Genomic DNA, 26,720 nt, shown 5'->3' on the forward strand with positions numbered 1-26,720 from the left:
GCACCGGCCGACCGCTCAGCGCAGGATCGCTCGCACGTCCACCCAACCACCCCCCACCCGCCGTCCCGCCCTGCCCCGGGCCCACCGGCGAGCGCGCCGACTGGTGGTGGTACCAACCCTTCCAGCCCCAGCCACCACCAAACAACAACTGATATGTAGGCATGGTATCGAAGATGAAACCCGTTGGTGCATAGCTGGATTTCGTTGCCGCTACGGCCGACAACCAGGACCACACCGCCGCCGACCCGATACCCAGGACCCTCATCACGATCCTCGTTGACGTGCGTACTTAATTTGAGCCAAGTCGGGTTACAGCCGCCTCGCGAAGCCCCAGAGGTGACGACTGACCTCTCGTCTTCGGCGTACAGCTTGAAGACGAGAGGTCAGTCGCGTGACGGTGCGGTCAGGTCAGTACAGCGGAATCCAATTGCCGAAGAACCAGAAGCCCCATCCGCCGAAGACCGGGTTGAAGACCGGTATGGCGTTGTAGCCGCTGTAATTGAACGGACCGAAATCGGCCTGTGCCAAACCTATGTCGCGTGCCGGACCGTTCCATTGCGGGTTCCAGCCACCAGGAGGCGGCGGCCCGTCCCAGCCACCAGGAGGCGGCGGGCCGTCCCAGTTTGGCGGCGGCGCTCCGGGAGGAGGTCCACCGTTCCAGCCGAATCCGTGTTGCGGCGGCGGAGGCGGTGCGCCATGATTCGGCGCGCTGAAGCCGTGCGGTGCATCCCTGGGGCCACCCCACTCCGGGCCACCCCGGTCGTAAACACCACGTTGTACGTATGGCGGCGGAGGCGGTCCACCCGGCCCGCCGGGTCCACCGGGACCACCGGGACCACCGGGCCCATGAGGCCCGGGACCGCCCGGGCCACCGGGGCCAGCACCACCGGGCCCACCGGGGCCGCCCGGTCCGCCCGGTCCGTGAGACCCGGGGCCACCCGGACCACCGGGCCCAGTCCCGCCGGGTTCACCAGGCCCACCTGGACCACCAGGCCCAGCACCACTCGGCCCACCCGGTCCGCCAGGTCCACCCGGTCCGTGAGCTCCACCCGGCCCGCCGGGTTCACCAGGCCCAGCACCACCCGGCCCGCCCGGTCCGCCAGGTCCACCCGGTCCGTGGGCTCCACCCGGCCCACCGGGGCCGCCAGGCCCAGGACCTCCGGGTCCAGGCCCGCCCGGCCCGCCAGGACCAGGACCACCTGGGCCACCTGGCCCTCCGGGACCAGGTCCGCCCGGTCCGCCAGGTCCGCCAGGCCCGTGAGCTCCACCCGGCCCACCGGGGCCGCCAGGCCCAGGCCCACCAGGCCCAGGACCACCGGGGCCGCCGGGCCCGCCCGGTCCCCCGGGTCCTCCTGGCCCCCCGGGTCCGGGCGGCTCGTCAGCGATCGGGCCATGCCCCGGTCCAGTAAGACTCGGTTCGAAACCGGTGTAAGTCGGAGCCGGCTTCAACGGAGCGGCATCGGCAACCCCTGCGCCGACTGCCAATCCCGACATGCCAACGGCTGCCGCAAATGCCGCGCCTGCTACGCGCTTCACATACATACCTGTCAGTCCCTTCGGAGATTGGGTCAAGGAGGTCTGCGCCGTTAGGGACAAGTCACGTCCATCTCGAATGTTTTGCTGAGGGCCTGCTGCGGGTTGGCCGAGTTGATCCCGGTCGCGGTGCCCTTGATCGTGTAGGAATTGCCGTTTTTGGTGGCCTGTGCGTTGGCCTGGTTCGGCGCACCGGCCGAATAGCCCAGTGTGACGCCGGTGAGATTGCCCAGCCCGACTGCTTGAACGACTGGCGGATCAGCGTTCGTCACCACCGCGCCGATTCCGTCAGTTGGGTCACCGATCCCGAGGCTGAGGTTCCCATTCACCTGGGTGCAGCTGACTTGGCCGGTGACGCTCTGAGTTTGGCCGTCGACGATGACCTTGTTGCCGCCGGCCGCCGGTGGGTTCGTGCTCGCGTTCGTACCGGATTTGGGGCTCGAACAACCGGCCAGAGCCGTTACCACCGTGCTAGCGGCCACGATGCCGACCACAATCCCGCGCTTTGCCACTGGTCTCCCTTTGCCTCTCGTATCGAACATCCACGGAACGATTTCACGTGAGCACGCCGGCAGTTATGAGGGTGACGGCACCGAAGCCGACTGCAGCTTGGCGAGAAGCTCGTGGCAGCGTTGGGCCCGCTTCGAGTCTTCTCCCCTCACCTCTTCGAAAAACGAAGCCACGTCATCGAGTCCGGCATTCTTGGCGTCGCGCACGTACTGGCCGTAGTCATGGCCTGCTTTCAGCGAGTGATATTGCACCGAAATAAGATCGAACTCGACGTCGCCGAATCCGGTTTCCCCTGTCGCCATGATTCCTCCCAATCGCTGTGATGTGCTGACTCATCAGTGCTACCCGTGAGCGGAAGGTCTAAACGCGCAAAAGGCTGAGTAGACGTTTCAGTTCGCACCCTGCGTTGGCGAGGATTCCACGGTGGTCAGCTCGGTGAAGCCACTGATGTCGAAGACGCGAACCAAGAAGGGGTGAGCTATGACGCGAATGTGGTCGGCGTGAGGAAATAAGGCGTTGACCGCTGCGCTGTCCAGATACTCCACACCGCTGAGGTCGACGGTCAGCGTCCCGCTGTCGGCCTCGGCAACAGCCAAGGTGAGGGCTTGACTGAAGGGCTCAACATTGCTCAGGTCGATTTCTCCCGTTGCGGTCAGCACGAGTTCTCCGTCGCTGGACCGCGCCGTATCGACAGTCAGCAATGTAGGCATCAGGTGATCCTCGCGGTCAAATGCACTGTGGTTCCCTCGGTTTCAGGGTCTATGGCGACGCCTTGCATGAGCGCTCGCATGAGCGCGATCCCCCGGCCGCGGTGCGCATGGGCGGTGGGCCGGGGCGGCTTCCACGAGCCGGAGTCCATGACGGTCAGCTGCACCTCGCTCGCGCTTACCCTCGCGCGCAAGCTGACCATGCCCCCGGGGGCGTCGCGGTGACCGTGCTCGATGGCATTGGCGACGGCCTCCCCCGCGGCGATGAGCACGGCGTGAACCTGATCCGGGTGCACGTCGGCTCGGATCAACCAGCGGCGCAACGCAGCCCGAATACCGGCAAGGCGATTAACGTCGGCTGGAAAGTGCATCTCCAGTGGCGCGGGATGGCGGTAAAGCAGCATTGCAACATCGTCCTGATAGCCACCGCTTGGCGCGAGGCGGGACATGATCTGGTTTGCCAAATGCTCCAGCTCGGCGGCGCGACCCTCCTCCAGGAGCGCGCAGACGCGGGCGATGCCGTCGTCCAACGCGCTGCGACGACGCTCGACTAGACCGTCGGTATAAAGCAGCAAGACCGCACGCGCCGGCAGAACTAGGCGCGCTTCGGGCCGGGCACGGTCGGATCGCACTCCCAGTGGAATGCTGCGGCCGTCCTCGAGTATCTGACATGTGCCATCGACGTCGACCACTATGGGCGGCGGATGCCCTGCGCTGGAGTACACCAATTCACCCGTCTCTGGGTGGAGCACCGCGCACACGGCGGTGGTACATCGAGCACCTGGTAGCCGGGCGGCGAAACGGTCCAACCCCGCCAGAGCAGCACGGGGACTTGGATGTTCGAGCAGAAGCGCGCGGCATGCACTGCGCAGCTGGCCCATGACTGTCGCCGCGGCAAGGCCGTGGCCCACACAGTCGCCGACGATCAATCCGATACGCCCGTCCTCTAGGTCGACGACGTCGTACCAATCACCGCCCACCTGTAAAGGCCGGCTGGCGGCCTGATAGCGCACGGCGAATCCCTGCGGGAGATGAGCGGGGCCCAGGATGGCATGTTGCAGTGCCAGTGCGGTTTCGCGCTGTTGGTCGACCTGGTGCACGCGGTTCAGGCCCTGGCCAAGCCGGCCCGCCAGCATGGTGAGCAAGGTCTGATCCTCGAGGGTAAACGGGCGCTGCTCAGCCAGATCAATCCATACGACGAGCACACCCTCGGGATGTTGGAGCGCGATGCCCGCCGTTCCCGACTCTGATGTGTAGGGTCTGAGCAGGTCACCGTCGCGCAGCGAACAGAGGATTTGCCGGACATGAAGTGGCAGCTCGTCCCAATACGTGGTCTCGCCGACTGATACCAAATCTGTTGCGCCACCGTAAAGTTCCGTGGCGTGATGATGAGCGGGAAACGTGACCGCGAGGACGCGGCGGGCCCGCCACAGCCGACGCAGTTCCTCGGCTGCGACCCGGACCGCATCGTCGACGGTGTCAGCCTGAGCAAGTTGCCGGTTGAGCGCATGTTCGCGACCTGCCGCCAGCGCCAGCGCAATTGCGGCGTGCCGGGCGAAGTCCCTGACGAGCTCGAGGTAATCGGTGCCAAACGGCGGCTGCCGCGGATTCCGTGCTACCGCGATGACGCCGAGCGCCGCTTCGTCGGCAATGAGCGGGATGACGATCGCCGGACGCTCGCCTACGTCGGTGAATCCTTCGATCGGGTACTGGAAAGAGTCAGTGATCAGCGGTACGCCGCTCCGTGCAACACCGCCCGTAGTTGAGCGATCCATCGGAACCTGTCGGCCCACCACTTCCGAGGCATATCGGCCTGCCGTCGCGGCTACGACAAGGGTATTGATGTCCGAGCCGGGAAGGTCGGACTCGCTCGGAACCAGCAGAATCGCCTGCTCAGCTTCAGCCAACTCAAGCGCGAGGTTCACGATGAGCTGCAATGGTCCGGTCTGCGGGTCGCCGGACAGCAGCGCGGACGTGATCTCGCGACTGGCCCTTGTCCATTTCGCTGTTTCGCGTTCCCGCTCGAAGAGTCGCGCATTGTCGATAGCGACGGCGGCCGCCGATGCCAGCGCCCGCACCGCGCGATCCTGCGAATCGGAGAAAACGCGTCCAGGCCGGTCGTCGGCCAGGTAGAGGTTGCCGAAGTCGGCTGCCCGGACTGTGATCGGTATTGCGAGCAGTGCCCGGATCGGGAGCTCACCCGCTTCCAGCGTCGTCGCTTGTGGATCAGCACTCAGGTCGTCGATGCGCAGCCCGTCGCCAACCACCAGGTTGTCGAGCTGCCGTGTGATGTCGGAGTCGATGCCCGCTTGAATGAAAGAGGCGAAACCGTCGGCTCCGGGTATGCCCAGCGCGCCGAAACGCGCTCCGGTCAGCTCCGTCGCCGCCTTGACGATCCGGTGCAACGTTCGATCCAGGTCGAGATCAGAACCGATCTCGACGATGACCTGCACGAGCTGTTCTATGTGGTCTCGAGCTGCCTGCAGCTCGTCAACCTGATCATGCATTCGCCCCACCAGCCGGCGTCGGACCGATCGCAGTGGATGCAGATCCGATCCGGTCGCTATTCATTATGCCAACCCTTGCCTCGGTCATTCAGATCGCCGCTACTGCTGCTGGCGCCCGCATGCATTCCCTCGTCCGAGTGAACTCAAACAGATTCGGGGGGCCGCCACGACGGAGGACGGTGGTGACGATTTGGGGTGGTCCCGGCTGGGTTCGAACCAGCGACCTCCCGCGTGTGAGGCGGGCGCTCTTCCACTGAGCTACGAGACCAGTGCCGAGAGGCGAACGACGTCGAAGATTAGCATGCGTCGCCGTCTCGGCAGCACGTGCTACCTGATGTCAAATAACGGCGCGCCCATTGCTGCGAAAAATTTGTGCGGTCCCGCTCAGGTGGACTATCGTCGTGCTTCGCACCGGGCGACGATCTCGCCCGTTGCGCGCGGATGTAGCGCAGTTGGTAGCGCATCACCTTGCCAAGGTGAGGGTCGCGGGTTCGAATCCCGTCATCCGCTCGAGGGTGTAAGTGACATCAAACCCCACGGTGGAGTGGCCGAGTGGTGAGGCAACGGCCTGCAAAGCCGTGCACACGGGTTCGATTCCCGTCTCCACCTCAGTTTCTTTGACCGGGCGCGGTTAGCTCAGCGGGAGAGCGCTTCCCTGACACGGAAGAGGTCGCTGGTTCAATCCCAGTACCGCGCACCACATTTTTGCCAGCTCAGATCTCGTCGGCTGTTGGCCTGACTCTGTTGCCACCGCTGGGCCTTCAGCCTGCCCGCTGCACTTGCGCCATCGCATTGCCGGCTTGGTCCGGGCAGTGCTGACGAATGGTGGTGCCGGTGAGGACGCCTGCATTTGTTGCGTTGTATCCGCGGGCCTCGAGGGTGGTTTCGATCGCGGAGAGGCTGCTGCCATTTCGAAGCGCCGCGCAGATGTCGAAACGGGAATTGATGGTGCCGGCCTGCACGGGCGCAGCGATTGTCAGGGCTGCGATTGCTGCCCCAGCTCCGATAAGGGACGAACGGATGATCCTGTTTCCGGTGATGGTCATCTGCCGCATGTCAGCCTCGCTGGGGTATCGAGGTCACCTTCTAAATTAGTGGCCGTTGCCGTCTACCAACGCCTGAGCGCCGCGCAGACTGCCCAATCTCGCACGATCGTGACCCATGTCACGGCCGCGACTTCATTCGCCGTTTCCGGGAAGGTTGAGCACATAAGCTGGAGAATGCCCGAAATCACCCACCGCGACACATGGAGAGGCCCGGTATGACGAGGTTTCTTTGCCGCCTGGCCGTCGCTCTCGCGGCGGCGTCAATTCCGCTGGTGGGTGTGGCTATCGCAACGTCAGCAGTCGGCTCGGCCGCCTGCGACCCGAATTGGTCGCGCAATGTCTGGACAGGTGAGTGCACGCCGCCTCCGGGGCCGCCGGACTGGTATACGCCCCGGCCGGCTTACGCGCCGCCGTACGCACCCCTCGACGTGCCGCCGCCCCCTCCCGCGCCGCCGTGGGCGCAGCAAATGCAGCCACGATGGGACGAAGGCGGCCAGCATTGGGTCTGGAGCGGGATCTAACGGCGCAGGTCGCCTTCTGCAGCAAGCGGATTCACAATTTGCGGATGCCGCGCAGGATTTTCGCGAACGGGTTACCGGCGGCGAGGCCTCGACGAAGACTCGGCTGCAGGGTGCTCAAGTTCAGCAAGACCGGATAGCTCAGCCCGTGATCGCGCCAGTCGGCGAGTTGGTCGAGAATCTCGTCGTGTGTGCCTTGCAGGCATGCGTCTTTGAGTAACGACAGCGGTACGTCCGAGGTGTACCTGAGCACGGTTTCCTCGTCGAAGACCTGCGGGATGATGTCTTGGGAGCCGGTGAAATCGTCGCCGAGCGGATGTGAAACACCGTGACGTTGCCACAATTCCGCGGGAGCATTCAACGCGAACGTCTTCATCGCGGTTGATTCCAGCGCGTCCTCGATCTCTTGCCGGTTGCGCCCCGTGACGACGAAGAAAAAGGTCGCTGCGCCAATCGACTGCGGATTGCGTCCCGCATCCGACGCTGCGGCACGGACCGTCTCCAGACTCCTCGCGTAATCCGCCGGGGAGAACACCGCCGCCGGAAACCACGCGTCGGCGTAGCGACCGGTGGCGCGCAGCATCCTGGGCCCGTGCGCGGCAATCCAAATCTCCGGCCACTTCCCGCGATACGGCCACAAGTCGAACACCGCGTTGTGCAACGGAAAGAAAGCCGAGTCGCGGGTAACGAGTTCTCCGCCCGAGTTCCACAACGCCCGGATGGTGGCCATCGCCTCCTCGAATCGGGCCACCGGTTTGGACCAGTCCACGCCGTACGGTTCGTTGCCTTCACGCTCGCCGGTGCCGATACCCAGGATCGCTCGTCCGCGCGTGAGCAGGTGCAGAGTCGCCGCCGCCTGCGCGGTGACCGCAGGATTGCGCCGGCCGGTATCGGTAACACCAATTCCAAGACGCATCCGCCCCAACCGATTTCGGGCGGCCAGATGCCCGAGCACCGTCCACGGTTCGAGGTTCGCGTCGACTTTGGGGGCCAGTCGCGCGGCACCGATATATTTCGGCTTGGCCATCGAACGTGGGAACAACGAGTTCAAATGGTCAGCCAGCCAAAACGAATCGGCCCGGGTGGCCACCGCAGAAAGGTAGCTACTTCGCGTCACGCCCATCGGCGAGAAACGCATGGGGAGCGCCTGCGCCGCTAACCCGACTTTCACACTCGACCCCCGGCAGCCGTCGACCTACTCGTGCGTACCGCCTGATACTCCCACCCCGTGCTACGGAATCGGGGCCGGGCCGCCGCCGTTGTCGTCGGCAGGTTGCAAGTGCTGCGGACAGTAGGCGCTTGCCGCGATCGCGGTGAACTGAGCCGCCCTGGTCGTGCCAATTTTCGGATTCTGGTCCGCCACCTGGTGAACCACGTCGATTTCGGGATGCCCCAAGTTCATCAGCTTGCACACCGACTTGCCCGCGGTGACAGCGCTTTTTTCGTCATCGAACGAGATGCCGGCTTTTTTCAGCGCGTCGAGGAAGCTCGCGTCGACGTTCGGGTCGGCATGCGCCGGTACCGCTATGCCCAGCGCGGAGGCCATGGCCAGCACCACCAGGAAATGCCTCATCGCCCCATCATGACTCACCGAGGCTTCGGTCGGGGTCGCCCGGGCTCGCGTATGCAGGCGCGGCCAGAGCCAGCGCGGCGGCCACCACCAGCATCGCCAGACGTCGCATCCATCCATCGTCGCGCACGCCGGTAGCTTTGTCCCGGCCACCGAACCGCCACATCGCCGCGGTCGTCCTGCGAAGATCTGACGAATGGCCGAAAGAATCGAAGTCCAGCGCACGATCGCCGCACCGGCAGGCGATATTTTCGCCGTTCTCTGCGATCCGCAGGGTCACGTCGCCATCGACTCGTCGGGAATGCTGCAGGACGCCGACGGCGCGCCGGTTGCCGCCACCGGCGACAGCTTCGTCGTGCACATGGATCGTGAAGCTCTTAACGACTTTCCGGATCTCGGCAAGTACGACGTCACCGTCACCATCCGCGAATTCGAGCAAGACCAGCTGATCGCGTGGACGGTTCTGGGTCAGATCCGGCCCCAGATCGGCCACGTCTACGGGTACCGCCTCGAGCCCGACGAGCAGGGCGAGGGCACGGTCGTCACATCGTTCTACGACTGGTCGCAGATTGACGAAAAATGGCGCGAAGCCGGGATTTTCCCGGTCATCTCCGAGGGCGCGCTGCGCGCATCGCTGGGCATCTTGGACCGCACCGTCCGGCGCGGCTACCCGAAAGGCTGAACCAGCCCGGCGTTCGTCAACCAAAAGTTGACGAAGCTATCCTGTCAACCTACTGTTGACGCCATGGTTCAACTCCACCCCGTCCGGCTCGACGAGATGATCAACACGATCAAAAAGGTGCACTCCGATGTACTCGACCAACTCAGCGACGCAGTGCTGGCGGCCGAGCATCTCGGTGAAGTGGCTGACCATCTGATCGGGCATTTCGTTGACCAGGCGCGCCGGTCCGGGGCCTCCTGGACGGACATCGGCAAAAGCATGGGCGTGACCAAGCAAGCCGCCCAGAAGCGCTTCGTTTTGCGCGCCGAGACCACGACACTGGACCCCAGCGGCGGATTCGAACGCTTTACGCCACGGGCTCGCAACGCCGTGGTGGCCGCCCAGAATGCCGCTCATGAGGCCGGCAACGACGAGATCACTCCCGACCACCTGATTCTCGGGATGCTGAGCGACCCCGAAGCACTGGTCACCAAATTGCTGCGAGCACAGCGCATCGACCCCGAATCGCTGCGTGGTTCGATCACACTGCCGCCTGCTGCGGACACCATGCCGGCGCTGATCCCCTTCAGCGGCGCCGCCCGCAAAGCACTCGAGCTGACCTTTCGTGAAGCACTTCGCCTGGGCCACAACTACATTGGCACCGAGCATCTTTTGCTCGCGCTGCTCGAACTCGAAGACGGCAGCGGCCCGCTGCATCAGGCCGGCATCGACAAGGACCGCGCCGAGGCCGGTCTGACCGCTGCGCTGAAGTCACTGGTGGCCGACCAGAAAGCCTGAGGTTGTACAAAGCCGCCGACGCAAGCCGACCACGTGAGCCCCGCAGTGTGCCATCATGCGATGGTCGTCGAGGAGGAAAGATGCGCCGCTGTCTGCTTGTCGTACTCGCCGTCGTCGCGGCCACGCTGATCGCGGTGCCACGCGCGTCAGCCGGGGACGCACCGATCGGCCATCTCGGCGACACGTTGCGCGTCGACACCGGAAAAATGATCGCCGACGTCACGGTCAGCAGCGTTCAACCGGTCGATCCGCCGCCAGGGTTCGGCTACAACCGCGTCGGCGTCCCGGTCAAGAGCTTCCCGAACAGCGCGGTGATGCGCGCGGACGTGGCGATCCACGCGGTCCGGGTGCCGAACGCGTATCAGATGGTCACCGATTTCACCTTCGACGGAGTGACCCCGTTCGGCGACGCGTACAAGTCCCGCGCCTCCGACGCGCCCGATGCGCTGGATGCCGCGTTGACCAACGCACCGGCCGGGTCGATCGTTCGCGGCGGGGTGTACTGGGAGGCTTACCGCGACCCGGTCTCCACTGTTGTTCTGCTGGACAAGAAGACGGGTTATCACCTGGCGCAGTGGAACTTGTAGTTGGGCTCGCCACGACGGATTCCGTCGACGCTGACGAAATAGCCGATGTCGCGGCGCGCACTTTTCCACTGGCCTGTCCCCCGTCGGTCGCGCTCGAGGACATCACCTCGTTCACCGACGCCAACCTTTCCGATGCACGCTTCGCCGAATATCTGTGCGACCCGCGGCGGCTGATCCTCACCGCCCGCCTCGACGATCGAATCATTGGCTACGCCATGCTGATCAGCGGTGTCAACGACGATCCCGACGTCCAGCAGGCCGTCGACATTCGACCGGCCGCCGAGCTCTCCAAGATGTACGTGCTTTCGGCGCATCACGGCTCGGGCGTGGCGACGGCATTGATGGACGCCGCGCTCGCGGCCGCCACCGAATGGGGCGCCGGCTGCGTATGGCTGGGCGTCAATCAGAAAAACCAACGCGCTCAACAGTTTTACAGAAAACACGGCTTCATCGTCAACGGCACCAGGAGCTTCCGGTTAGGCAATCACACCGAAAGTGACTACGTGATGGTCCGGCCGTTCTAAGCGTTGACGGCCGCGCTGAGCGCCAACAACCGCGAAGCGGCCCGCAGATATTTTTTGCGGAAACCGCCGGCCAGCATCTCCTCGCTGAAGACGCGGTCGAGTTTCTCCCCGGAGGCCAGCACGGGAATGCCTGCGTCGTAAAGCCGATCGGTCAACGCCACCAGTCGCAGCGCCACATTTTGATCCTCGATGGCGTGCAAGCCGGTCAGGCAGACCACCGTCACACCCTCGACCAGCGCCGAGTAACGCGACGGATGCATGGTGGCCAGGTGCGCGCAGAGTGCGTCGAACTCGTCGATGGTCGCGCCTGGGACGGTCGCGGCATGGGCGGCGACCTCGTCGTCAGAAGGCGGCGGTGGCGCGGGCACCAAGTCGCGGTGCCGGTAGTCGGGCCCTTCGATCCGGACTACATCGAAAATTGCTGCCAGCGTATTGATTTCGCGCAAGAAGTCCTGCGCCGCAAAACGCCCCTCGCCGAGCTGTTCGGGCAAGGTGTTGGAGGTGGCGGCCACCGACACGCCGCGCTCGACGAGTTGCGAAAGCAGCCGTGAGACCAGCGTTGTGTTGCCCGGGTCGTCCAGCTCGAACTCGTCGATGCACACCAGCGTGTAGTCGCCCAGCAAGTCAATGCATTCGACAAAACCGAATACCCCGGCAAGCGCAGTGAGCTCCATGAACGTCGCAAATGCTTTGGGGTGTAATGCATCATCGGCCAGTTGGCGGTAGACGCCGGCCAACAGGTGCGTCTTGCCGACACCGAAACCACCGTCGAGGTACAGCCCGACGCCGGGAGAGGCTTCTCGTCTGCCGAAAAGCTTCCTGCGGCCGCGACGGCGTTCGACAGTCCGCTCGCAAAACCGTTGACAGGCCGCGACGGCCGACGATTGCGTCGGCTCGGCCGGGTCGGGGTGATAGCTCGCGAAGCTCGCGTCGGCGAAGGTCGGCGGCGGCGTCAGCTGGGCGATCAGCCGTTCCGGTGTGACCGTCGGCTGCCGATCGACCAAACGAGCGGCCCCGTGCATGCAGGCACCCTACCGACGTGTTGCAATCATGCGCATGGCTGACGTTTCCACCGACGACGTCGGCGGGGTGCAGTTGCGACTGCTCGGCGCCACCCGCGATGTCGAGGGCGGGGAGTTGCCCGCGCTCTACGGCTACCCCACCGGGCGCGACGGCGTGTGGCTGCGCGCGAACTTCATCGCCAGCCTCGACGGCGCCGCGACCTTCGGCGGCACAACCGGCCAGCTGGGCGGGCCCGGTGATCGAGCGGTGTTCAGCCTGCTGCGGGAAGTCGCCGACGTGATCCTGGTCGGCGCGGGCACGGTGCGAGCCGAGGGTTATGCCGGCGCCCGCCCGACCGTTTCCCAGCGTCAACGCCGGCAGGCTCGCGGGCAAACCGAAGTCCCACAGCTGGCGATCGTCACCAAGTCCGGCCTCCTGCAACGGGATATGCCGGTATTCACCCGCACCGAAGTGCCACCGCTGGTGTTGACCTGCGCGGCGGCGGCCAACCACGCCCGGCGCACGCTGGCGGGTCTGGCCGAGGTGGTCGACTGCTCATTCGACGATGCGACGCGCGTCGACGAGAAGGTGCTGCTGGCCCTGCTGGTCGAGCGTGGCCTGCCGCGGGTACTGACCGAGGGCGGCCCGATGCTGTTCAGCTCACTCGTCGAACGGGGCCTGCTGGACGAATTGTGCCTGACGATCGCGCCCACCCTGGTGGGTGGCCAAGCCGGCCGCATCACCACCGGCCCGGGGCAGGGGCTGACGGGGATGCACTGCGCGCACATCCTCACCGACGACGACGGCTACCTGTACACGCGCTACCTGCGAGCCTCGTCGATCAACGAATAGCTACTGTGGTCGGCATGAGCCCGCGCGCCGCAGCCACCACGTCACTGATCGTGGTGGCGGCGTTGCTGGTGGGCTGCGCACCTGGACTGGCCGCCAACCCGCGTTTCGCCACCAACGCCGGCGCCCGGCCGCAGGGAAAGGCAACCAAGACAACGGCGCCCAACGGCCCACCGCCGATCGCCAAGCCGAAGAACGATTTGCCGTGGCACGACTGCACGTCGCGAGGATTCGGTGACGCCGCGGTCCCTGCGCCGGTGGGCGTGAAGCTGGAATGCGCGAGCTACGACGCCGATCTCGACCCGGTCAACGGTGGTGCCGGGACGCTGAGCATCGGTGTGGTGCGCGCGCGTTCGCCCCAGACCCCCGGCGATGCCGGTCCGCTGGTCTTCACCACGGGTTCGGACCTGCCGTCCTCGCTGCAACTGCCGGTCTGGTTGGCACGCGCGGGCGCCGACGTGCTGCGCAGTCACCCGATCGTCGCCGTCGACCGGCGCGGGATGGGTTCCTCGAGCCCGGTCGACTGCCTTGACCAGTTCGATCGCCAGGAGATCCAGGACCAGGCGCAGTTCGAAGCGGGCAACGACCCGGTCGCCAATCTCGCGGACATCGTGCAAAACGCCACCACCAGTTGCACCGACACCATCGCGCCCGGTGACTCCGCCTACGACAACACCCATGCCGCTACCGACATCGAGCGTCTCCGCAGCATCTGGGACGTGCCGGCGCTGGCGCTGATCGGCATCGGAAACGGCGCCCAGGTGGCGCTGTCATACGCCAGCGCACACCCGGACCGGGTCGCCCGGCTGATACTCGACTCCCCAGTGGCGTTGGGGGTGGGCGCCGAAGCTGCGGCCGAGCAGAAGGTCAAAGGCCAGCAGGCGGCGCTGGACGCATTCGCTGCGCAGTGCTCGGCGGTGAACTGCGCGCTGGGCCCGGACCCGAAAGGTGCCGTGAGCGCGCTGCTCGCCGACGCCCATGCCGGCCACGGCCCGGCGGGTGCGTCGGTGGCCACCATCGCCAGCGCCATCAACACCGCGCTCGGTTTCCCCGCCGGTGACCGGGTCAGCACCACCAATGACGTGGCCACCGCGTTGGCCGGAGCGCGTTCCGGCGACACCAACCTGCTGACCAGCCTGATCAACCGGGCCCAGGGCGCAACGGGCACCGATGGGCAGTTCGTCAACTCCTGCAGTGATGCGGTCAACCGGCCCACGCCCGACCGGATCCGCGAATTGGTGGTTGCCTGGGCAAAGCTCTATCCACAGTTCGGCACCGTCGGCGCGCTCAATCTGGTCAAGTGCGTCTCCTGGCCCAGCACGGCGCCGCCGCAGCCGCCGAAAATCCTCAAGGTCAACGTGCTTCTCATGGGTGTGCAGAACGATCCGATCGTCGGCTCAGAAGGCGTGTCGGCCACCGCTGCGACCATCATCAACGCGACCGCGGCCAGCAAGCGGGTGGTGTGGCAGGGCATCGGCCACGGCGCCAGCATCTACTCGTCGTGCGCGGTTCCACCGCTGATCGGCTACCTCGACAGCGGCAACTTGCCCGCCACCGACACCTACTGTCCTGCCTGACTCTTCGGCCCGTATAGGGTGCGCTCGTGACGCGCGCCGACGACGATAACCAGAGCAGTGCCATCGAAGAGGGGCACGAGGAGCGGCGCTCATGACTTCTGTTGAATCCCCTCGCGGCGGTCTGCGCGAGTGGGCGCATACCGCGTTCGCTCCCCGCACCGCCGCACCGAGCACCGCGCGAGTATTGCGGTCGGTGCTGTGGCCGGTAGCCATCCTGGCGGTGATCCACCGCACCATCGTGGTGACCACCAACGGCAACATCACCGACGATTTCAAGCCGGTTTATCGTGCGGTGCTGAACTTCCGGCACGGCTGGGACATCTACAACGAGCATTTCGACTACGTCGACCCGCATTATCTCTATCCGCCGGGCGGCACGCTGATCATGGCGCCGTTCGGCTATCTGCCGTTCGCGGAGTCGCGTTACCTGTTCATCGCCATCAACAGCGCCGCCATCGTGCTGGCGGCATACGTGCTGCTGAAGATGTTCAAATTCAGCCTGAGCTCGGTAGCGGCCCCGGCGCTGCTGCTGGCGATGTTCTGCACCGAATCCGTCACCAACACACTGGTTTTCACAAACATCAACGGCGTGATCCTACTGCTAGAGGTGTTGTTCCTGCGCTGGCTGTTGGACGGCCGGGCGGGGCCACAGTGGTGGGCCGGGATTGCGATCGGTCTGGCGCTGGTGGTCAAGCCGGTGCTGGGACCGCTGCTCTTGCTGCCATTACTGAACCGTCAATGGCGCGCGGTGCTGGCCGCCGTCGTGGTGCCGCTGGTGTTCAACCTCGCCGCGCTACCGCTGGTCGTCCATCCGGAGGACTTCCTGACCCGCACGCTGCCCTACATGTTGGGCGTTCGTGACTACTTCAACAGCTCGATCGAAGGCAACGGGGTGTACTTCGGCCTGCCGTTCGGGCTGATCGCGTTGCTGCGAATCCTGTTCACACTGCTGGCAATTGGCAGCTTATGGCTGCTCTATCGTTACTACCGCACCCGCGACCCGCTGTTCTGGTTCACCACATCGTCGGGCGTGCTGCTGCTGTGGTCCTGGTTGGTGCTGTCGTTGGCCCAGGGCTACTACTCGATGATGCTGTTCCCGTTCCTGATGACGGTGGTGCTGCCCAATTCGGTGATCCGCAACTGGCCGGCATGGCTGGGCATCTACGGATTCCTGACCATGGACCGCTGGCTGCTGTTCAACTGGATGTACGTCGGCAGGCCGCTGGAGTACCTGAAGATCACCTACGGCTGGTCGCTGCTGATGATCGTGGTGTTCACCGTCCTCTACTTCCGCTACCTGGACGCCAAGGCGGGAAACCGCTTGGACGACGGGATCGACCCGGTCTGGGCGCAGCGGGTCACCGCCATTGGCGCTAGCGTGGAAGCATGACTCCCCAGGCCAAGCTGCAACTATCCGACGACGAATGGCGTCAAAGGCTCAACCCGCAGGAGTTCGACGTGCTGCGCCGGGCCGGCACTGAGCGACCATTCGTCGGTGAATACACCGACACCAAGACCGAAGGCGTGTACCAGTGCCGGGCCTGCGGCGCCGAACTGTTCCGCAGCTCCGAGAAGTTCGAATCCCATTGCGGCTGGCCGTCTTTCTTCGACCCAGCCGATTCCGACGCGGTGATCCTGCGCCCCGACCACTCACTGGGCCAAACCCGCATCGAGGTGCTGTGCGCCAACTGCCACAGCCATCTCGGCCACGTCTTCGAAGGCGAGGGCTATCCGACGCCGACCGACCAGCGCTACTGCATCAACTCGATCTCGCTGCGCTTGGTACCGGCCGGCCCCTGAGCGACCGCGCTGGCCAGACCGTGTTCGAGGAGGTCGAACACGGTGTGCAGTGCGAGCAGCGGATCGTCGGCGTCGCCGACGAATTGGGGAATTTCGAGCACATAGCGGGCAACGGCGCGGGCGGTCAGGTCGTCGGACGGTCTGCCGATTTCGGTGGCGATCGCCGCGGCCAGCGGTTCTTCGCAGCGAATCCAGAGTTTTCGCGAGTAGCCATGCAGCGCAGGGGTTTTCATGATCAGTTCGGTGCGTCGTCGAAACTCTTCCGTCGGTTCAGCGACGAAAGGCCCACGGCCCGAGATAAATCCCCGTAAAGCGGCCATCACCGACTGCCCGGCGGCCCGGTCACCTACGGCGGCAAGCAGACCCTCCCGCCGCTCGGTACCATCGTCGAAGATCAAGGCTTCTTTTCCGTCGGGCACGTGGTTGAACACGGTCGGGACCGAGATGTCGACGGCGTCGGCGATCTCCTTGACGCTGACCGCGTCGTAGCCCTTCTGGAGAAATAGCCGCAGCGCAACGTCGGCCAACGCCGCGCGCGTCTGCGCGTTCTTCCGTTCTCGACGCCCACGGGCTTCGGAAACCATGCGGCCATGATAGCGATTCACTCAATAATTTTAGCGACTTGTCTATTTAAACTACTTGTGATTTGGTCACGATATGGCCACCGAAGACATCCCGGTGCTGGTAGTCGGCGGCAGCCTGGTGGGGTTGTCCGCGGCGGTGTTCCTGGCCGGCCACGGCGTGCCCGTCACCGTCGTGGAAAAGCACGCGAGCAGCTCGGCGCACCCGCGCGCGATCGGCTACACCACGCGGACCCTGGAATTGTTTCGCGCCGCGGGTGTCGCTCTTCCGGCCACCGCCCAAGGTCATGGTCCGCCGCGGCGAGCCCGGGTGGAAAGCCTCGCGGGCACCTGGATCGACGAGTACCCGTGGACGGCACATACCGGCGAGCCGCGCTACGAATACTCGCCTGAGCGGGCCACGGCCATCGCGCAAGATCGCCTCGAGCCCATCCTGCGCGACCGGGCCGTCGCACTGGGTGCCGACCTCCGGCTCAGCACCGACATGACTGACTTCACCCAGGATGACGACGGGGTGTCCGTCGCGCTGCAACCGCGCGAGGGCGCCGGCTACCTGCTGCGGGCGCAGTACATCGTCGCCGCCGACGGCGCCCGCAGCCAGATACGCGACGCTTTGAACATCGGCCGCAGAGGTCAAGGGCTGCTGTTGATTCAGCGCAGCATCTTGTTCCGGGCACCGATCGATCACTATCTGGAACGCGGCGTCGTGCAGTTCGAAATCGAGCAGCCCGGTTTCGCAGCGTTCCTCACCACCTATTCCGACGGACGATGGGTGCTGATGCTCAGCGATGACGTCGATCGTGACCCAGATCAGCAGCGGACGGTGATACGTCAAGTGGTGGGTATACCCGACGTGCCGGTCGAGCTGATCACTACCGGTCGTTGGGAGCTTGCAGCGCTCGTCGCTGACCGCTTCCGCTCCGGCCGGATCTTCCTGGCCGGAGACGCCGCACACCAATTGCCGCCCAACCGAGGCGGTTACGGCGCCAACACGGGCATCGAAGATGCACACAACCTGGCCTGGAAGTTGGCTGCTGTGCTCAGCGGCAAGTCCGCGCCGATGCTGCTCGACACCTACGAAGACGAACGCCGCCCGATCGCCTGGCTGCGCCATGACCAGATCTTCGCCCGCGCCGATTACAAAGCCCGCGTTGACGCGCCGGCCGGTGACGTCGACGTCATCGACGACATCGCCATGGAACTCGGCCAGCTCTATCGCTCGTCGGCGGTGTTAGGCGCCTCGGATGAGTCATCTCCTGCACAGCGTCCCGACGAATGGGCCGGACAGCCCGGGACCCGGGCACCGCATCTGGCGCTGCGTAGCAGCGTGTCGACGCTCGACCTGTTTCAGCGCGGCTGGGTGCTGCTGTCACAGGACGACAGCTGGACCGACGCCGCGGACGCCGCGGCAGAACAGCTGCGCATCGCAGTGGCGTTCATTCACCTCGATGCGTCAGAGGTATTGGGGCCGACGGCTTTTCAGGATGCCTACGGCGTCGGACCTGGGGGCGCCAGCCTGGTACGGCCCGACGGATACATCGCCACGCGTTGGATCACCATGCCCGCCGACCCGTCGGCTGACCTGATCCATGCGCTGCGTCGTGTCGCCCGGATTCCCGGCGCCTAATCCACGCGAGTGGCGTGAACTTCCCAGAACGGGGCGTGCGCGCGGCCACCGGTCAGCCACGGCTCGATCGTCCGGAACCTTTCGGCCACCGGCTTAACTTGTTCTGCCAGTTCGGGAGCGCGCGCGAGCATCCGGTCGAAGTTCTCTGAGCTCATGTTGACCTGATACGTGGTCGGCCCCAGATAAGTGATCTTCCAGCCGGCGTCGGGAAGTACCTGCCGGAAATCGTCCTCGGACAACGATCGCGGCATGTAAAACCCGTTGACATTGCCGGTGCCGAATTCGAACATGTACAGCCGCGCTCCGGGCTTGGTGGCCCGGTGCAGAGCCCTGGCATAGGACCTCTGCAGTTCCGGATCGGTCGAAAAGGTATGGTAGAACGCGCAATCCACAACCGTGTCGAAGTGGCTCTCCAGGCCGTCGAGCTTCGTTGCATCGGCCAACTGAAAGTTCACCGAGACCCCGGCCCTGCGCGCATTGTCCCGGGCCCGTTCCAGCGCACCCTCCGAGCCGTCAATCCCGGTGGCGGAGTAGCCTTTCGACGCGTAGTAGATGGCGTGATGGCCGGGGCCGGTGCCCGGATCGAGGACCTCCCCCTTGATCGCACCCAGCGCGACCAGTTGCTGCACCACCGGCTGCGGACCACCGATATCCCACGGCGTCGCGGCCGGCAGGCCGTGCGAGACCCGCTGATCGCGGTACATCTCCTCGAAGCGGGTGGGGTCGGTCGGATCGAATTGCGTTGTCATGCATTTCCCCCTCTGCTGCTGGGTTCAGGGTAGCGAGTTCACCAGCTGTTCAACGGGCACCCGCGGCCCGGTGAAGAACGGTGTCTCTTCACGCGTGTGTCGGCGAGCGTCGGTGGCACGCAGCTCCCGCATCAGGTCGACGATGCGGTGCAACTCCGGCGCCTCGAACGCCAACAGCCATTCGTAGTCGCCGAGCGCAAAGGCCGGCACGGTGTTCGCGCGCACATCCTTGTACTCGCGGGCTGCCATACCGTGCTCGGCGAGCATGCGCCGACGCTCCTCGTCGGGCAGCAGATACCACTCGTAGGACCGCACGAACGGGTAGACGCAGATGTAGGCGCCCGGTTCCTCGCCGGCCAAAAACGCCGGGATGTGGCTCTTGTTGAATTCGGCCGGCCGGTGCAGCGCGACACTGCTCCACACCGGCGTCGACGCGCGGCCCAGCGTCGTGGTCCGCCGGAAGTCCTCGTAGCTGGCTTGCAGCGCCTCCACGCGTTCGGCGTGAGTCCAGATCATGAAGTCGGCGTCTGCCCGCAGGCCGGCGACGTCATAAAGACCACGCACCACGACCCCGTGTTCTTCGCGCTGCTTGAAGAAGGTCGCGGTTTCGTCGACGACGGCGTCCCGCTTCTCGCCCAGTGCCCCAGGGCGGACAGAGAACACCGAGAACATCAGGTAGCGAACGCTGGCGTTGAGGGTGTCGTAGTCCAGGCGTGCCATCAGTGCGCCCCGAGGGGACCGGCGACTTTAGTTGTCGAGGGAATCGGGGCCAGTGAACAGCGTGGCCTGGCGGGTTTTGTCGGTGTCGTTGAATAGGGGGCGGTCATGTTCAGCCGTCGCTTTCCTGGTATCGGGGTGGATCTGTTGTGAGGCGGGCGTACGTGTTTCGGTTGCGGCCCACCGCCCGCCAGCATGTGGCGTTGGCGGTGTGTGTGAACGCCCACCGCGAGCTTTACAACGCGGCGTTGCAGGAGCGCAGGGATGGATGGTCGCACCCCAGTAAGACGCGGATCCGCTATGGGGATCAGTCGGCGGAGCTGACGGGGATGCGAGCGGTGCGCCCGGATCAAGCGGTGTGGTCGTTCTCCAGTCAGCAAGCGACGCTGCGGCGGCTCAACAAGGCTTTCGCCGGGTTCTTTCGCCGGGTGAAGACAGCGAAAGCCGGCGTGAAGCCAGGGTATCCCCGCTTCAAAGGTGCTGGCCGCTTCGACAGTGTGGAGTGGCCCAAAGACGGTGATGGCGCCCGCTGGCTGCCCGAGCAGCGGCGGGTGTATCTGCAGGGCATCGGCCAGGTCAAGGTTGATCTGCACCGTGAGGTGGCGGGCCGGGTGAAGACGATCCAGATCAGGCGACAAGGGCGACGCTGGATGCTGGTGCTGTCCTGCGATGACGTTCCTGCCAATCCGCTGCCTGTGACCGGCGGTCCGCTCGGCGTTGATGTCGGCATCGTGAGTTTTGCTACCACCAGCGACGGCGAGCACGTCGACAATCCGCGCTGGGCGCGCGCCTCCGCGGCTCGGCTGGCCGCAGCCCAGCAGCGGCTCGCTCGGGCCCGCCGTGGTGGCAGGAATCGTGCGGCCAAACGGGCAACCGTCGCCGCTCGCCATCGCAAGATCGCCAACCAGCGCAAGGACTTTCATCACAAGCAAGCCCGCGAGCTCGCCGTCCGATACGACCTGATCGTCGTGGAGGACTTGAAGATCGCGAACATGCTGCGCCGGGCCAAGCCCGTCGCGGATCCCGCCAACCCGGGGCACTACCTGCCCAATGGTGCTCGGGCGAAGTCCGGGCTCAATCGATCGATCAGTGACGCTGGCTGGGGTCAGTTCGTCTCGATACTGCGCGCCAAAGCGGAAGAGGCTGGGCGGGCTTGGATTGAGGTCGACCCCCGGCACACCTCCGACCGCTGCGAAGCCTGTGGGCACGCAGCGCGGGCGAACCGCGTCACGCAAGCGGAATTCGCCTGCCAACGCTGCGGTCATACCGCGCCGGCAGACGGACACGCCGCACGCAACATCCTGCGGGCCGGACTGGCCCATCATGCCCAAGCGGCATGAAAAGAAGCTGCCGGCTTCGGCTGTCAGAGAAGTCACGGGATCTATCGTGCCACGGGTGTTTCGACCGCACGGACGGCGTCGGCGGCGGCCCGCCCGGCGGCGCCGATGCACGCCGGCACCCCGATCCCGTCGAGGTAACCGCCCGCGACCGCCAGCGTCGGCGGCAGACCGGCCCGCAGCTCGGTGACCAGGTCGCGGTGGCCGGGCCCGTACTGCGGCATCGCATCGGGCCAGCGCTGCACATGGGCGTCCACCGGATCGACGGCCACGCCGAACACGGTGGCCAAATCCTGCGTTGCCCAGGCCAGCAGCTCGGCGTTGGACGCGGTTGCAGCACGGTCGTCGCCGAGCCGTCCGAACGACAACCGCAGCGACTCCACCTCGCCGCGGCGTCCCCATTTGCGTGACGACAACGTGATTGCCTTGGCGCGCAACCGTTCTCCGCTGGCCACCAGGACACCGGAATTCTCCGGGAACGGGGTGTCGCCGGGCACCGCCAGCGCTACCACCACCGAAGAAGCGTTGACGATGCGCGCGGTTGCGGCGGCGGTGCGCGGCGCGATGGCCTCGACCAGCCCGACCAGGCGCGGAGCCGGGACGGCCAGGATCACGGCGTCGGCGCGCCAGTGACCGCCAGCGTCGTCGCGCAACACCCATCCCCGTTCGGCGGCCTCGACCGCCTGCACAGGGGCCTGCACCCAGTCCAGCCGGCTGCGGCGGACCAGCTCGCCGAGCAGCGCGGCGTAGCCACCGGCCACCGCGCCGAACACCGGGCCGGTGGTCACGGGCGGCAACGCTTGGCGCACAGCGTCGGTCAGGTGGGCGGCGCCGGCGTCGAGAGCAGCGGCCAACGTCGGGGCAGCCGAGCGAACGCCGATCGTCGCCGCCGAGCCCGCGTAGACCCCCCCCAGCATCGGGTCCACCGACCGGGCCACCACCTGCTCGCCGAACCGGTCGGCGACCAGCCCGGCCACCGCGGGATCGTCGCCGGGCTGCCAGCGCAGCGGTCGCTCCGGTTCGGCGGCGATACGGGCGAGGGCGGCCTCGTCGACCAGACCGGCCATCGACTCCGCCGACGACGGAATGCCATTGAGCGTTCCGGCCGGCAGCGGATGCAGCCGATCCTGGCTGTAGATCAGCGGACGGGCCCCGGTGGTGGCGAGCTGGCGATCGGCCAGACCCAACTCGGCCAGCAGCGCGGGTACCTCGGGCCGGCGTACCACGAACGCCTCGGCGCCGACATCGGTAGCAACTCCGCCGACCAGTTCGGTGCGCAGCACGCCGCCAAGCCGGTCAGCGGGATCGAAGAGGGTGATGCCGGCATCGTCACCGGCCGCCAGCCGCAGCCGGTACGCCGCGGTCAGGCCCGAAATTCCGCCGCCGACAACACAATACGAGCGCGGGACGGACGTCATAGCGAGTGGATCAGCGATACCAGGTCGGTGAGTATCGCGGGATCGGTCTCCGGCAGCACCCCGTGGCCGAGGTTGAAGATGTGCCCGGCCGCGCCGGCGTCCACGGCACGCCGTCCGTCGTCGACCACCGCGCGTGCGGCTTGCTCGACCGTCGGCCAGCCCGCCAGCAGCACTGCCGGATCGAGGTTGCCCTGCAACGCCTTACCGGCCTCCACCCGGGACGCGGCGTCGACGAGGGAGGTCCGCCAATCGACGCCGACTACCGTCGCGCCGGCCGTCGACATGGCGCCCAGCAGCTCGGCGGTGCCGACCCCGAAGTGCGTCATCGGCACACCGCGGTCGGCCAGCGTGTCGAACACCCGCGAACTGTGCGGCAGCACGTAGCGGCGGTAATCGGCCAGCGACAGCACACCGGCCCACGAATCGAATACCTGAATCGCATCCACCCCGGCGTCGAGCTGCACCCGCAGGAAACCTATGGTCAGCTCGGTCAACTTCGCCATCAGCGCATGCCAGCAGGCCGGTTCGGCCAGCATCATCGCCTTGGTCCGGGTGTGGTGGCGGCTCGGGCCACCCTCGACCAGGTAGGACGCCAGCGTGAACGGTGCGCCGGCAAAACCGATCAGCGGAACATCGCTCAGCTCACGTACCAGCAGCGAAACCGCGTCCGACACGGGCTGCACCCCTTGGGCGTCGAGCGGCTGCAGGACCTCGACATCGGCGGCGGTGCGTACCGGCGCGGCGATCACCGGGCCGACGTCGGCGACGATGTCCACGTCGACGCCGGCACCGCGCAACGGAACCACGATGTCGGAGAACAGGATTGCGGCGTCGACGTCATGCCGGCGGACCGGTTGCAGCGTGATCTCGGCGATCAGCTCGGCGTCGAAACAGGCCGCCATCATGCTGTGCTGTGTCCGCAGCGCGCGGTATTCCGGCAGCGACCGGCCGGCCTGGCGCATGAACCACACCGGCACCCGGTTCGGTTTGCGGCCGGCGGCCGCTGCCAAGTACGGCGATTCGGGAAGCGTGCGACGGTCACTCATCAGGTCCAATGCTGCCACGGGCGGCCGATTGACGGGTGCGGCGGGCAGCGCCCCGGCCCGTGCGTAACGTCGTCGTCGACGTCAATGTCCGCGAGCCAGTGGTCAGGAGCCGGGATGCCAGTTCGCCACCCAGAAGTCAGTTACGACGAATTCCCAAGTCTGCGAATCGAACGCGCTGCGCACGGCGTGCTGAACCTGATTCTCGACGCGCCCGGACTCAATTCCGTGGGACCGCAGATGCACCGCGACCTCGCCGACGTCTGGCCGGCGATCGGTCGCGACCCCGACGTGCGCGCGGTGCTGGTCCGCGGCGAAGGCAAGGCCTTCTCCTCGGGTGGCAGCTTCGACCTGATCCAGGAAACCATGGGCGAGTTCGACGACCGGATGCGCATCATGCGCGAGGCCCGTGACCTGGTGCTCAACCTGGTCAACTTCGACAAACCGGTGATCTCGGCGATCAACGGCGCGGCGGTCGGCGCGGGCCTGGTCGTGGCGCTGCTGGCCGACGTTTCGGTGGCCGGGCGCACCGCGAAGATCATCGACGGCCACACCAAGCTGGGGGTCGCCGCCGGCGATCACGCCGCCATCTGCTGGCCGCTGCTGGTCGGGATGGCCAAGGCCAAGTACTACCTGCTCACCTGCGCGCCGCTGTCCGGCGCCGAAGCCGAACGCATCGGGCTGGTCTCCCTCTGTGTGGACGACGACGAGGTGCTGACCACCGCGACGCGCATCGCGACGGAGCTGGCGCAGGGCGCCCAGGCGGCGATCCGGTTCACCAAACACAGCCTCAACCACTGGTACCGGATGGCCGCACCGGCCTTCGAAACATCGCTTGGCCTGGAATTTTTGGCCTTCGATGGGCCGGACGTGCGGGAGGGCCTGGCGGCCCACCGCGAGAAGCGGCCGGCGCGTTTCACCGCCGACTAGGGCGACATGACCGCCAGGCGTCAACCCGTCGTCATTGGACCCCGGCGACCGAAACGGCGCGCCTGTGGCCGCGTGTCCTTCGATAGGTCTAGCGTCAGACGCTGTGACCCGCCAGCAACGACGCGGGGCGGGGTGACGAACAACAGCGGCGCTTGTGACCCGCGCCAGCAATGGGGGGCGGAGCGACGAGGAGGAGCGGCGCCGATGACAGCAGCCGAACCAGTCCCGTTTCGCGAGGCCGTGGCGGCGATGAGCGGAGCCAGCGTCCGACCCGAGATCGAGCTGGGTCCGATCCGACCGCCGCAGCGTCTCGCGCCGTACAGCTACGCGCTCGGCGCTGAGGTCAAGCGGCCCGAACTCGACGTCGTCCCGGAGCGGTCCGATGGTGATGCGTTCGGCCGGTTGATCCTGCTCTACGACCCCGAGGGCGCCGATGCGTGGGACGGCACCATGCGGCTGGTCGCCTACATCCAGGCCGACCTGGATTCCAGCGAAGCGGTCGACCCGCTGCTGCCGGAGGTCGCCTGGAGCTGGCTGGTCGAGGCGCTGGACGCCCGCGCCGAGCAGGTCACCGCGCTCGGCGGCACGGTGACCGCCACCACCTCGGTGCGCTACGGGGACATCTCCGGACCACCGCGCGCCCATCAGCTGGAGCTGCGCGCGTCGTGGACAGCACTCACCACCGACATCGGTACTCACGTTGAAGCGTTCTGCGAGGTGCTCGAGCACGCCGCGGGGCTACCACCGGCCGGGGTGACAGATTTGGGCACCCGGTCGCGCGTTTGACATGGTCCCTGAGCCGACCGAAGCGCCAGCCGCAACGCCCGACGCCGCAGAATCCGACGTCACGCCGTTGCTCCATCCCCCCGACGGCGTGCCCGACCTGTCCACGACTGCCGGCGAGATCAAGGCCGCGGCAGCGCTGCTGGCCGGCGGCCACGGCCCGTTCGCGGTGGACGCCGAGCGGGCTTCGGGATTCCGTTACTCCAATCGCGCGTATCTGATTCAGATCCGGCGGGCCGGTGCCGGCACCGTTCTCATCGACCCGGTCAGCCACGGCGGCGACTCCCTGGCCGTGCTACGGCCCGTCGCCGATGTGCTGGCGGACGATGAGTGGATTCTGCACGCTGCCGACCAGGATCTGCCGTGCCTGGCCGAGGTCGGCATGCATCCGTCGGCGTTGTACGACACCGAGTTGGCCGGGCGGCTGGCCGGCTTCGACCGGGTCAACCTGGCGGCGATGGCACAGCGGCTGCTCGGTGTGGGGTTGGCCAAGGGTCACGGCGCTGCGGATTGGTCGCGACGTCCCTTGCCGGCGGCATGGCTCAATTATGCGGCTCTCGACGTCGAGGTGCTGATCACGCTGCGCGAAGCGATCGCCGCCGTGCTGGCAGAGCAAGGCAAAACCGCTTGGGCCGCAGAGGAATTCGAGTTCCTTCGGACCGTCGTCGGCCGCGCCACGCCGTCGACGCGCCGGGATCGGTGGCGTCGCACCTCCGGCATTCACCGGATGCGCAACCAGCGCGGTCTGGCCGCTGTTCGGGAATTGTGGACGGTGCGAGACGAAATCGCGCAACGCCGCGACATCGCCCCCGGACGAATCCTGCCTGACTCGGCGATCATCGACGCCGCGACTGCCGACCCGAAGACCCTCGACGATCTGATCGCTCTGCCGATATTCGGCGGACGTCGGCAGCGACGCAGCGCATCCACCTGGCTGGCAGCGCTGCAGGCCGCGCGCGAAAACCCCGGCTCCGCAGAGGAAGCCGACCCTTCCAACGGTCCACCGCCGCCGGCCCGCTGGGCCCGACGCAGGCCGGAGGCCGCAGCGCGACTCGACGCCGCCCGCGCGGCGCTGCGGGAGGTGTCCGAGCGGGTTTCGGTGCCGGCCGAAAACCTGGTGACGCCGGAGCTGGTCCGGCGACTGTGCTGGGATTGGGACGGCGGACCCGCGGACGAGGCGGCGACGGCGATCGATGAGTTCCTGGCGGCCGGTCAGGCCCGTAGTTGGCAGCGCGAACTGGTGGTGCCGGTCCTGGCCGCGGCGTTACAGCCTGTCGACTCCACCGAAATCGGCAGCAGCGCGCAAAAGTTCGAGTAGGCACGACGCTGACGTCAATCTCGACGAC

At 66.3% G+C, this 26,720-nt stretch carries 26 protein-coding genes, 4 tRNA genes and 2 pseudogenes; 17 read left to right on the forward strand and 15 right to left on the reverse strand.

Features of this window, described 5'->3' with window-relative positions; genetic code table 11:
• A pseudogene (locus VGG53_RS11465) lies at nt 1–152 on the forward strand (hypothetical protein); the annotation flags it as partial.
• A gap of 256 nt (nt 153–408) precedes the next feature.
• On the opposite strand, the gene VGG53_RS11470 reads toward VGG53_RS11465, so the two are convergent.
• The 6 genes from VGG53_RS11470 to VGG53_RS11495 form a co-directional block, all read right to left on the reverse strand.
• The gene (locus VGG53_RS11470; RefSeq protein WP_331518181.1) at nt 409–1,542 is read right to left on the reverse strand and encodes an MAP_0585 family protein; all 1,134 of its coding nucleotides are present in this window, start codon (nt 1,540–1,542) and stop codon (nt 409–411) included.
• Nucleotides 1,543–1,586: 44 nt separating this feature from the next.
• Nucleotides 1,587–2,045 (reverse strand): lipoprotein LpqH, encoded by a 459-nt coding sequence (locus VGG53_RS11475; RefSeq protein WP_331518182.1) that lies wholly within the window; start codon nt 2,043–2,045, stop codon nt 1,587–1,589.
• A 63-nt stretch (nt 2,046–2,108) separates the two neighbouring features.
• Nucleotides 2,109–2,345 (reverse strand): acyl carrier protein, encoded by a 237-nt coding sequence (locus VGG53_RS11480; protein WP_331518183.1) that lies wholly within the window; start codon nt 2,343–2,345, stop codon nt 2,109–2,111.
• Nucleotides 2,346–2,432: 87 nt separating this feature from the next.
• Nucleotides 2,433–2,753, reverse strand: a complete 321-nt coding sequence (locus VGG53_RS11485) for an STAS domain-containing protein (protein WP_331518184.1) — start codon at nt 2,751–2,753, stop codon at nt 2,433–2,435.
• Entirely contained in the window at nt 2,753–5,257 is a 2,505-nt protein-coding gene (locus tag VGG53_RS11490) for a SpoIIE family protein phosphatase (RefSeq protein ID WP_331518185.1), read from the reverse strand. Before VGG53_RS11490 ends, VGG53_RS11485 begins: the two co-directional genes overlap by 1 nt.
• 196 nt (nt 5,258–5,453) lie before the next feature.
• A tRNA-Val gene (locus tag VGG53_RS11495) sits at nt 5,454–5,525 on the reverse strand.
• A gap of 169 nt (nt 5,526–5,694) precedes the next feature.
• Between VGG53_RS11495 and VGG53_RS11500 the strand changes: the two genes are divergently transcribed.
• The 3 genes from VGG53_RS11500 to VGG53_RS11510 all read left to right on the forward strand — a co-directional run bounded on the left by VGG53_RS11500 (nt 5,695) and on the right by VGG53_RS11510 (nt 5,957).
• Nucleotides 5,695–5,767: transfer RNA gene (locus VGG53_RS11500), tRNA-Gly, on the forward strand.
• A 28-nt stretch (nt 5,768–5,795) separates the two neighbouring features.
• A tRNA-Cys gene (locus tag VGG53_RS11505) sits at nt 5,796–5,866 on the forward strand.
• 16 nt (nt 5,867–5,882) lie between these two features.
• A tRNA-Val gene (locus VGG53_RS11510) sits at nt 5,883–5,957 on the forward strand.
• 61 nt (nt 5,958–6,018) lie between these two features.
• Here the strand turns inward: VGG53_RS11510 and VGG53_RS11515 are convergent.
• The 3 genes from VGG53_RS11515 to VGG53_RS11525 all read right to left on the reverse strand — a co-directional run bounded on the left by VGG53_RS11515 (nt 6,019) and on the right by VGG53_RS11525 (nt 8,394).
• Entirely contained in the window at nt 6,019–6,303 is a 285-nt protein-coding gene (locus tag VGG53_RS11515) for a hypothetical protein (RefSeq protein ID WP_331518186.1), read from the reverse strand.
• A gap of 552 nt (nt 6,304–6,855) precedes the next feature.
• Complete coding sequence (locus VGG53_RS11520; RefSeq protein ID WP_331518187.1) at nt 6,856–7,959, reverse strand: LLM class flavin-dependent oxidoreductase; 1,104 nt, start codon at nt 7,957–7,959, stop codon at nt 6,856–6,858.
• A 93-nt stretch (nt 7,960–8,052) separates the two neighbouring features.
• A complete protein-coding gene (locus tag VGG53_RS11525; RefSeq protein WP_331518188.1) occupies nt 8,053–8,394 on the reverse strand; it encodes a DUF732 domain-containing protein in 342 nt (113 codons plus the stop codon).
• Nucleotides 8,395–8,587: 193 nt separating this feature from the next.
• Between VGG53_RS11525 and VGG53_RS11530 the strand changes: the two genes are divergently transcribed.
• The 4 genes from VGG53_RS11530 to VGG53_RS11545 all read left to right on the forward strand — a co-directional run bounded on the left by VGG53_RS11530 (nt 8,588) and on the right by VGG53_RS11545 (nt 10,961).
• Nucleotides 8,588–9,073, forward strand: a complete 486-nt coding sequence (locus tag VGG53_RS11530) for a polyketide cyclase (protein ID WP_331518189.1) — start codon at nt 8,588–8,590, stop codon at nt 9,071–9,073.
• Nucleotides 9,074–9,136: 63 nt separating this feature from the next.
• Nucleotides 9,137–9,850, forward strand: coding sequence for a Clp protease N-terminal domain-containing protein (locus VGG53_RS11535; RefSeq protein ID WP_331518190.1), 714 nt, complete (start codon nt 9,137–9,139; stop codon nt 9,848–9,850).
• Between the two features lie 80 nt (nt 9,851–9,930).
• On the forward strand, nt 9,931–10,437 hold the full coding sequence (locus VGG53_RS11540; RefSeq protein ID WP_331518191.1) for a hypothetical protein: 507 nt from the start codon (nt 9,931–9,933) through the stop codon (nt 10,435–10,437).
• Nucleotides 10,425–10,961: a GNAT family N-acetyltransferase gene (locus VGG53_RS11545; protein WP_331518192.1), complete on the forward strand. Its 537-nt coding sequence runs from the start codon at nt 10,425–10,427 to the stop codon at nt 10,959–10,961. Before VGG53_RS11540 ends, VGG53_RS11545 begins: the two co-directional genes overlap by 13 nt.
• On the opposite strand, the gene zapE is transcribed toward VGG53_RS11545, so the two are convergent.
• Nucleotides 10,958–11,983, reverse strand: coding sequence for a cell division protein ZapE (gene zapE, locus VGG53_RS11550; protein WP_331518193.1), 1,026 nt, complete (start codon nt 11,981–11,983; stop codon nt 10,958–10,960). The genes VGG53_RS11545 and zapE overlap by 4 nt on opposite strands.
• Nucleotides 11,984–12,017: 34 nt before the next feature.
• On the opposite strand from zapE, the gene VGG53_RS11555 reads away from it, so the two are divergent.
• From VGG53_RS11555 to msrB, 4 genes are all read left to right on the forward strand, one after another.
• Complete coding sequence (locus tag VGG53_RS11555; RefSeq protein ID WP_331518194.1) at nt 12,018–12,815, forward strand: pyrimidine reductase family protein; 798 nt, start codon at nt 12,018–12,020, stop codon at nt 12,813–12,815.
• A gap of 5 nt (nt 12,816–12,820) precedes the next feature.
• Nucleotides 12,821–14,389: an alpha/beta fold hydrolase gene (locus VGG53_RS11560; protein ID WP_414688949.1), complete on the forward strand. Its 1,569-nt coding sequence runs from the start codon at nt 12,821–12,823 to the stop codon at nt 14,387–14,389.
• Between the two features lie 91 nt (nt 14,390–14,480).
• Complete coding sequence (gene aftC, locus VGG53_RS11565; RefSeq protein ID WP_331518195.1) at nt 14,481–15,779, forward strand: arabinofuranan 3-O-arabinosyltransferase; 1,299 nt, start codon at nt 14,481–14,483, stop codon at nt 15,777–15,779.
• Complete coding sequence (gene msrB / locus VGG53_RS11570; RefSeq protein WP_331518196.1) at nt 15,776–16,189, forward strand: peptide-methionine (R)-S-oxide reductase MsrB; 414 nt, start codon at nt 15,776–15,778, stop codon at nt 16,187–16,189. Before aftC ends, msrB begins: the two co-directional genes overlap by 4 nt.
• On the opposite strand, the gene VGG53_RS11575 is transcribed toward msrB, so the two are convergent.
• A complete protein-coding gene (locus VGG53_RS11575) occupies nt 16,141–16,773 on the reverse strand; it encodes a TetR/AcrR family transcriptional regulator (protein WP_331518197.1) in 633 nt (210 codons plus the stop codon). The two genes, msrB and VGG53_RS11575, sit on opposite strands and share 49 nt — an antisense overlap.
• 73 nt (nt 16,774–16,846) lie before the next feature.
• Between VGG53_RS11575 and VGG53_RS11580 the strand changes: the two genes are divergently transcribed.
• A complete protein-coding gene (locus VGG53_RS11580) occupies nt 16,847–18,397 on the forward strand; it encodes an FAD-dependent monooxygenase (RefSeq protein ID WP_331518198.1) in 1,551 nt (516 codons plus the stop codon).
• Here the strand turns inward: VGG53_RS11580 and VGG53_RS11585 are convergent.
• Nucleotides 18,394–19,146: a class I SAM-dependent methyltransferase gene (locus VGG53_RS11585; protein WP_331518199.1), complete on the reverse strand. Its 753-nt coding sequence runs from the start codon at nt 19,144–19,146 to the stop codon at nt 18,394–18,396. The two genes, VGG53_RS11580 and VGG53_RS11585, sit on opposite strands and share 4 nt — an antisense overlap.
• Before the next feature lie 24 nt (nt 19,147–19,170).
• Nucleotides 19,171–19,866 carry a hydrogen peroxide-dependent heme synthase gene (hemQ, locus tag VGG53_RS11590; protein WP_331518200.1) on the reverse strand — a complete coding sequence of 232 codons (696 nt, stop codon included), beginning with the start codon at nt 19,864–19,866 and terminating at the stop codon, nt 19,171–19,173.
• A 146-nt stretch (nt 19,867–20,012) separates the two neighbouring features.
• Here hemQ and VGG53_RS11595 point away from each other — a divergent pair, with 146 nt between their 5' ends.
• Nucleotides 20,013–21,203 (forward strand): transposase, encoded by a 1,191-nt coding sequence (locus tag VGG53_RS11595; protein WP_331518201.1) that lies wholly within the window; start codon nt 20,013–20,015, stop codon nt 21,201–21,203.
• Nucleotides 21,204–21,244: 41 nt separating this feature from the next.
• On the opposite strand, the gene VGG53_RS11600 is transcribed toward VGG53_RS11595, so the two are convergent.
• Nucleotides 21,245–22,618 carry a protoporphyrinogen oxidase gene (locus tag VGG53_RS11600; RefSeq protein ID WP_331518202.1) on the reverse strand — a complete coding sequence of 458 codons (1,374 nt, stop codon included), beginning with the start codon at nt 22,616–22,618 and terminating at the stop codon, nt 21,245–21,247.
• Nucleotides 22,615–23,664, reverse strand: a complete 1,050-nt coding sequence (gene hemE / locus VGG53_RS11605; RefSeq protein WP_331518203.1) for a uroporphyrinogen decarboxylase — start codon at nt 23,662–23,664, stop codon at nt 22,615–22,617. The genes VGG53_RS11600 and hemE overlap by 4 nt, the downstream gene beginning before the upstream one ends.
• Nucleotides 23,665–23,778: 114 nt before the next feature.
• On the opposite strand from hemE, the gene VGG53_RS11610 reads away from it, so the two are divergent.
• The 3 genes and pseudogenes from VGG53_RS11610 to VGG53_RS11620 all read left to right on the forward strand — a co-directional run bounded on the left by VGG53_RS11610 (nt 23,779) and on the right by VGG53_RS11620 (nt 26,692).
• Nucleotides 23,779–24,591, forward strand: a complete 813-nt coding sequence (locus VGG53_RS11610) for an enoyl-CoA hydratase/isomerase family protein (protein ID WP_331518204.1) — start codon at nt 23,779–23,781, stop codon at nt 24,589–24,591.
• A 154-nt stretch (nt 24,592–24,745) separates the two neighbouring features.
• Nucleotides 24,746–25,377 (forward strand): annotated as a pseudogene (locus VGG53_RS11615) (DUF3000 domain-containing protein).
• A 1-nt stretch (nt 25,378) separates the two neighbouring features.
• Nucleotides 25,379–26,692 (forward strand): ribonuclease D, encoded by a 1,314-nt coding sequence (locus VGG53_RS11620; protein WP_331518205.1) that lies wholly within the window; start codon nt 25,379–25,381, stop codon nt 26,690–26,692.
• Nucleotides 26,693–26,720: the final 28 nt, after the last annotated feature.

The organism is Mycobacterium sp. (assembly GCF_036490025.1).
Classification (GTDB): Bacteria; Actinomycetota; Actinomycetes; order Mycobacteriales; family Mycobacteriaceae; genus Mycobacterium.

Bases quoted from the DNA above. Each gene is read 5' to 3' on its own strand.
- VGG53_RS11470 (WP_331518181.1), bottom strand. From the start codon at position 1,542: ATGTATGTGAAGCGCGTAGCAGGCGCGGCATTTGCGGCAGCCGTTGGC.
- VGG53_RS11480 (WP_331518183.1), bottom strand. From the start codon at position 2,345: ATGGCGACAGGGGAAACCGGATTCGGCGACGTCGAGTTCGATCTTATT.
- VGG53_RS11485 (WP_331518184.1), bottom strand. From the start codon at position 2,753: ATGCCTACATTGCTGACTGTCGATACGGCGCGGTCCAGCGACGGAGAA.
- VGG53_RS11490 (WP_331518185.1), bottom strand. From the start codon at position 5,257: ATGCATGATCAGGTTGACGAGCTGCAGGCAGCTCGAGACCACATAGAA.
- VGG53_RS11515 (WP_331518186.1), bottom strand. From the start codon at position 6,303: ATGACCATCACCGGAAACAGGATCATCCGTTCGTCCCTTATCGGAGCT.
- VGG53_RS11520 (WP_331518187.1), bottom strand. From the start codon at position 7,959: ATGCGTTTCTCGCCGATGGGCGTGACGCGAAGTAGCTACCTTTCTGCG.
- VGG53_RS11525 (WP_331518188.1), bottom strand. From the start codon at position 8,394: ATGAGGCATTTCCTGGTGGTGCTGGCCATGGCCTCCGCGCTGGGCATA.
- VGG53_RS11530 (WP_331518189.1), top strand. From the start codon at position 8,588: ATGGCCGAAAGAATCGAAGTCCAGCGCACGATCGCCGCACCGGCAGGC.
- VGG53_RS11535 (WP_331518190.1), top strand. From the start codon at position 9,137: ATGGTTCAACTCCACCCCGTCCGGCTCGACGAGATGATCAACACGATC.
- VGG53_RS11540 (WP_331518191.1), top strand. From the start codon at position 9,931: ATGCGCCGCTGTCTGCTTGTCGTACTCGCCGTCGTCGCGGCCACGCTG.
- zapE (WP_331518193.1), bottom strand. From the start codon at position 11,983: ATGCACGGGGCCGCTCGTTTGGTCGATCGGCAGCCGACGGTCACACCG.
- VGG53_RS11555 (WP_331518194.1), top strand. From the start codon at position 12,018: ATGGCTGACGTTTCCACCGACGACGTCGGCGGGGTGCAGTTGCGACTG.
- aftC (WP_331518195.1), top strand. From the start codon at position 14,481: ATGACTTCTGTTGAATCCCCTCGCGGCGGTCTGCGCGAGTGGGCGCAT.
- msrB (WP_331518196.1), top strand. From the start codon at position 15,776: ATGACTCCCCAGGCCAAGCTGCAACTATCCGACGACGAATGGCGTCAA.
- VGG53_RS11575 (WP_331518197.1), bottom strand. From the start codon at position 16,773: ATGGTTTCCGAAGCCCGTGGGCGTCGAGAACGGAAGAACGCGCAGACG.
- VGG53_RS11580 (WP_331518198.1), top strand. From the start codon at position 16,847: ATGGCCACCGAAGACATCCCGGTGCTGGTAGTCGGCGGCAGCCTGGTG.
- VGG53_RS11585 (WP_331518199.1), bottom strand. From the start codon at position 19,146: ATGACAACGCAATTCGATCCGACCGACCCCACCCGCTTCGAGGAGATG.
- hemQ (WP_331518200.1), bottom strand. From the start codon at position 19,866: ATGGCACGCCTGGACTACGACACCCTCAACGCCAGCGTTCGCTACCTG.
- VGG53_RS11600 (WP_331518202.1), bottom strand. From the start codon at position 22,618: ATGACGTCCGTCCCGCGCTCGTATTGTGTTGTCGGCGGCGGAATTTCG.
- hemE (WP_331518203.1), bottom strand. From the start codon at position 23,664: ATGAGTGACCGTCGCACGCTTCCCGAATCGCCGTACTTGGCAGCGGCC.
- VGG53_RS11610 (WP_331518204.1), top strand. From the start codon at position 23,779: ATGCCAGTTCGCCACCCAGAAGTCAGTTACGACGAATTCCCAAGTCTG.
- VGG53_RS11620 (WP_331518205.1), top strand. From the start codon at position 25,379: ATGGTCCCTGAGCCGACCGAAGCGCCAGCCGCAACGCCCGACGCCGCA.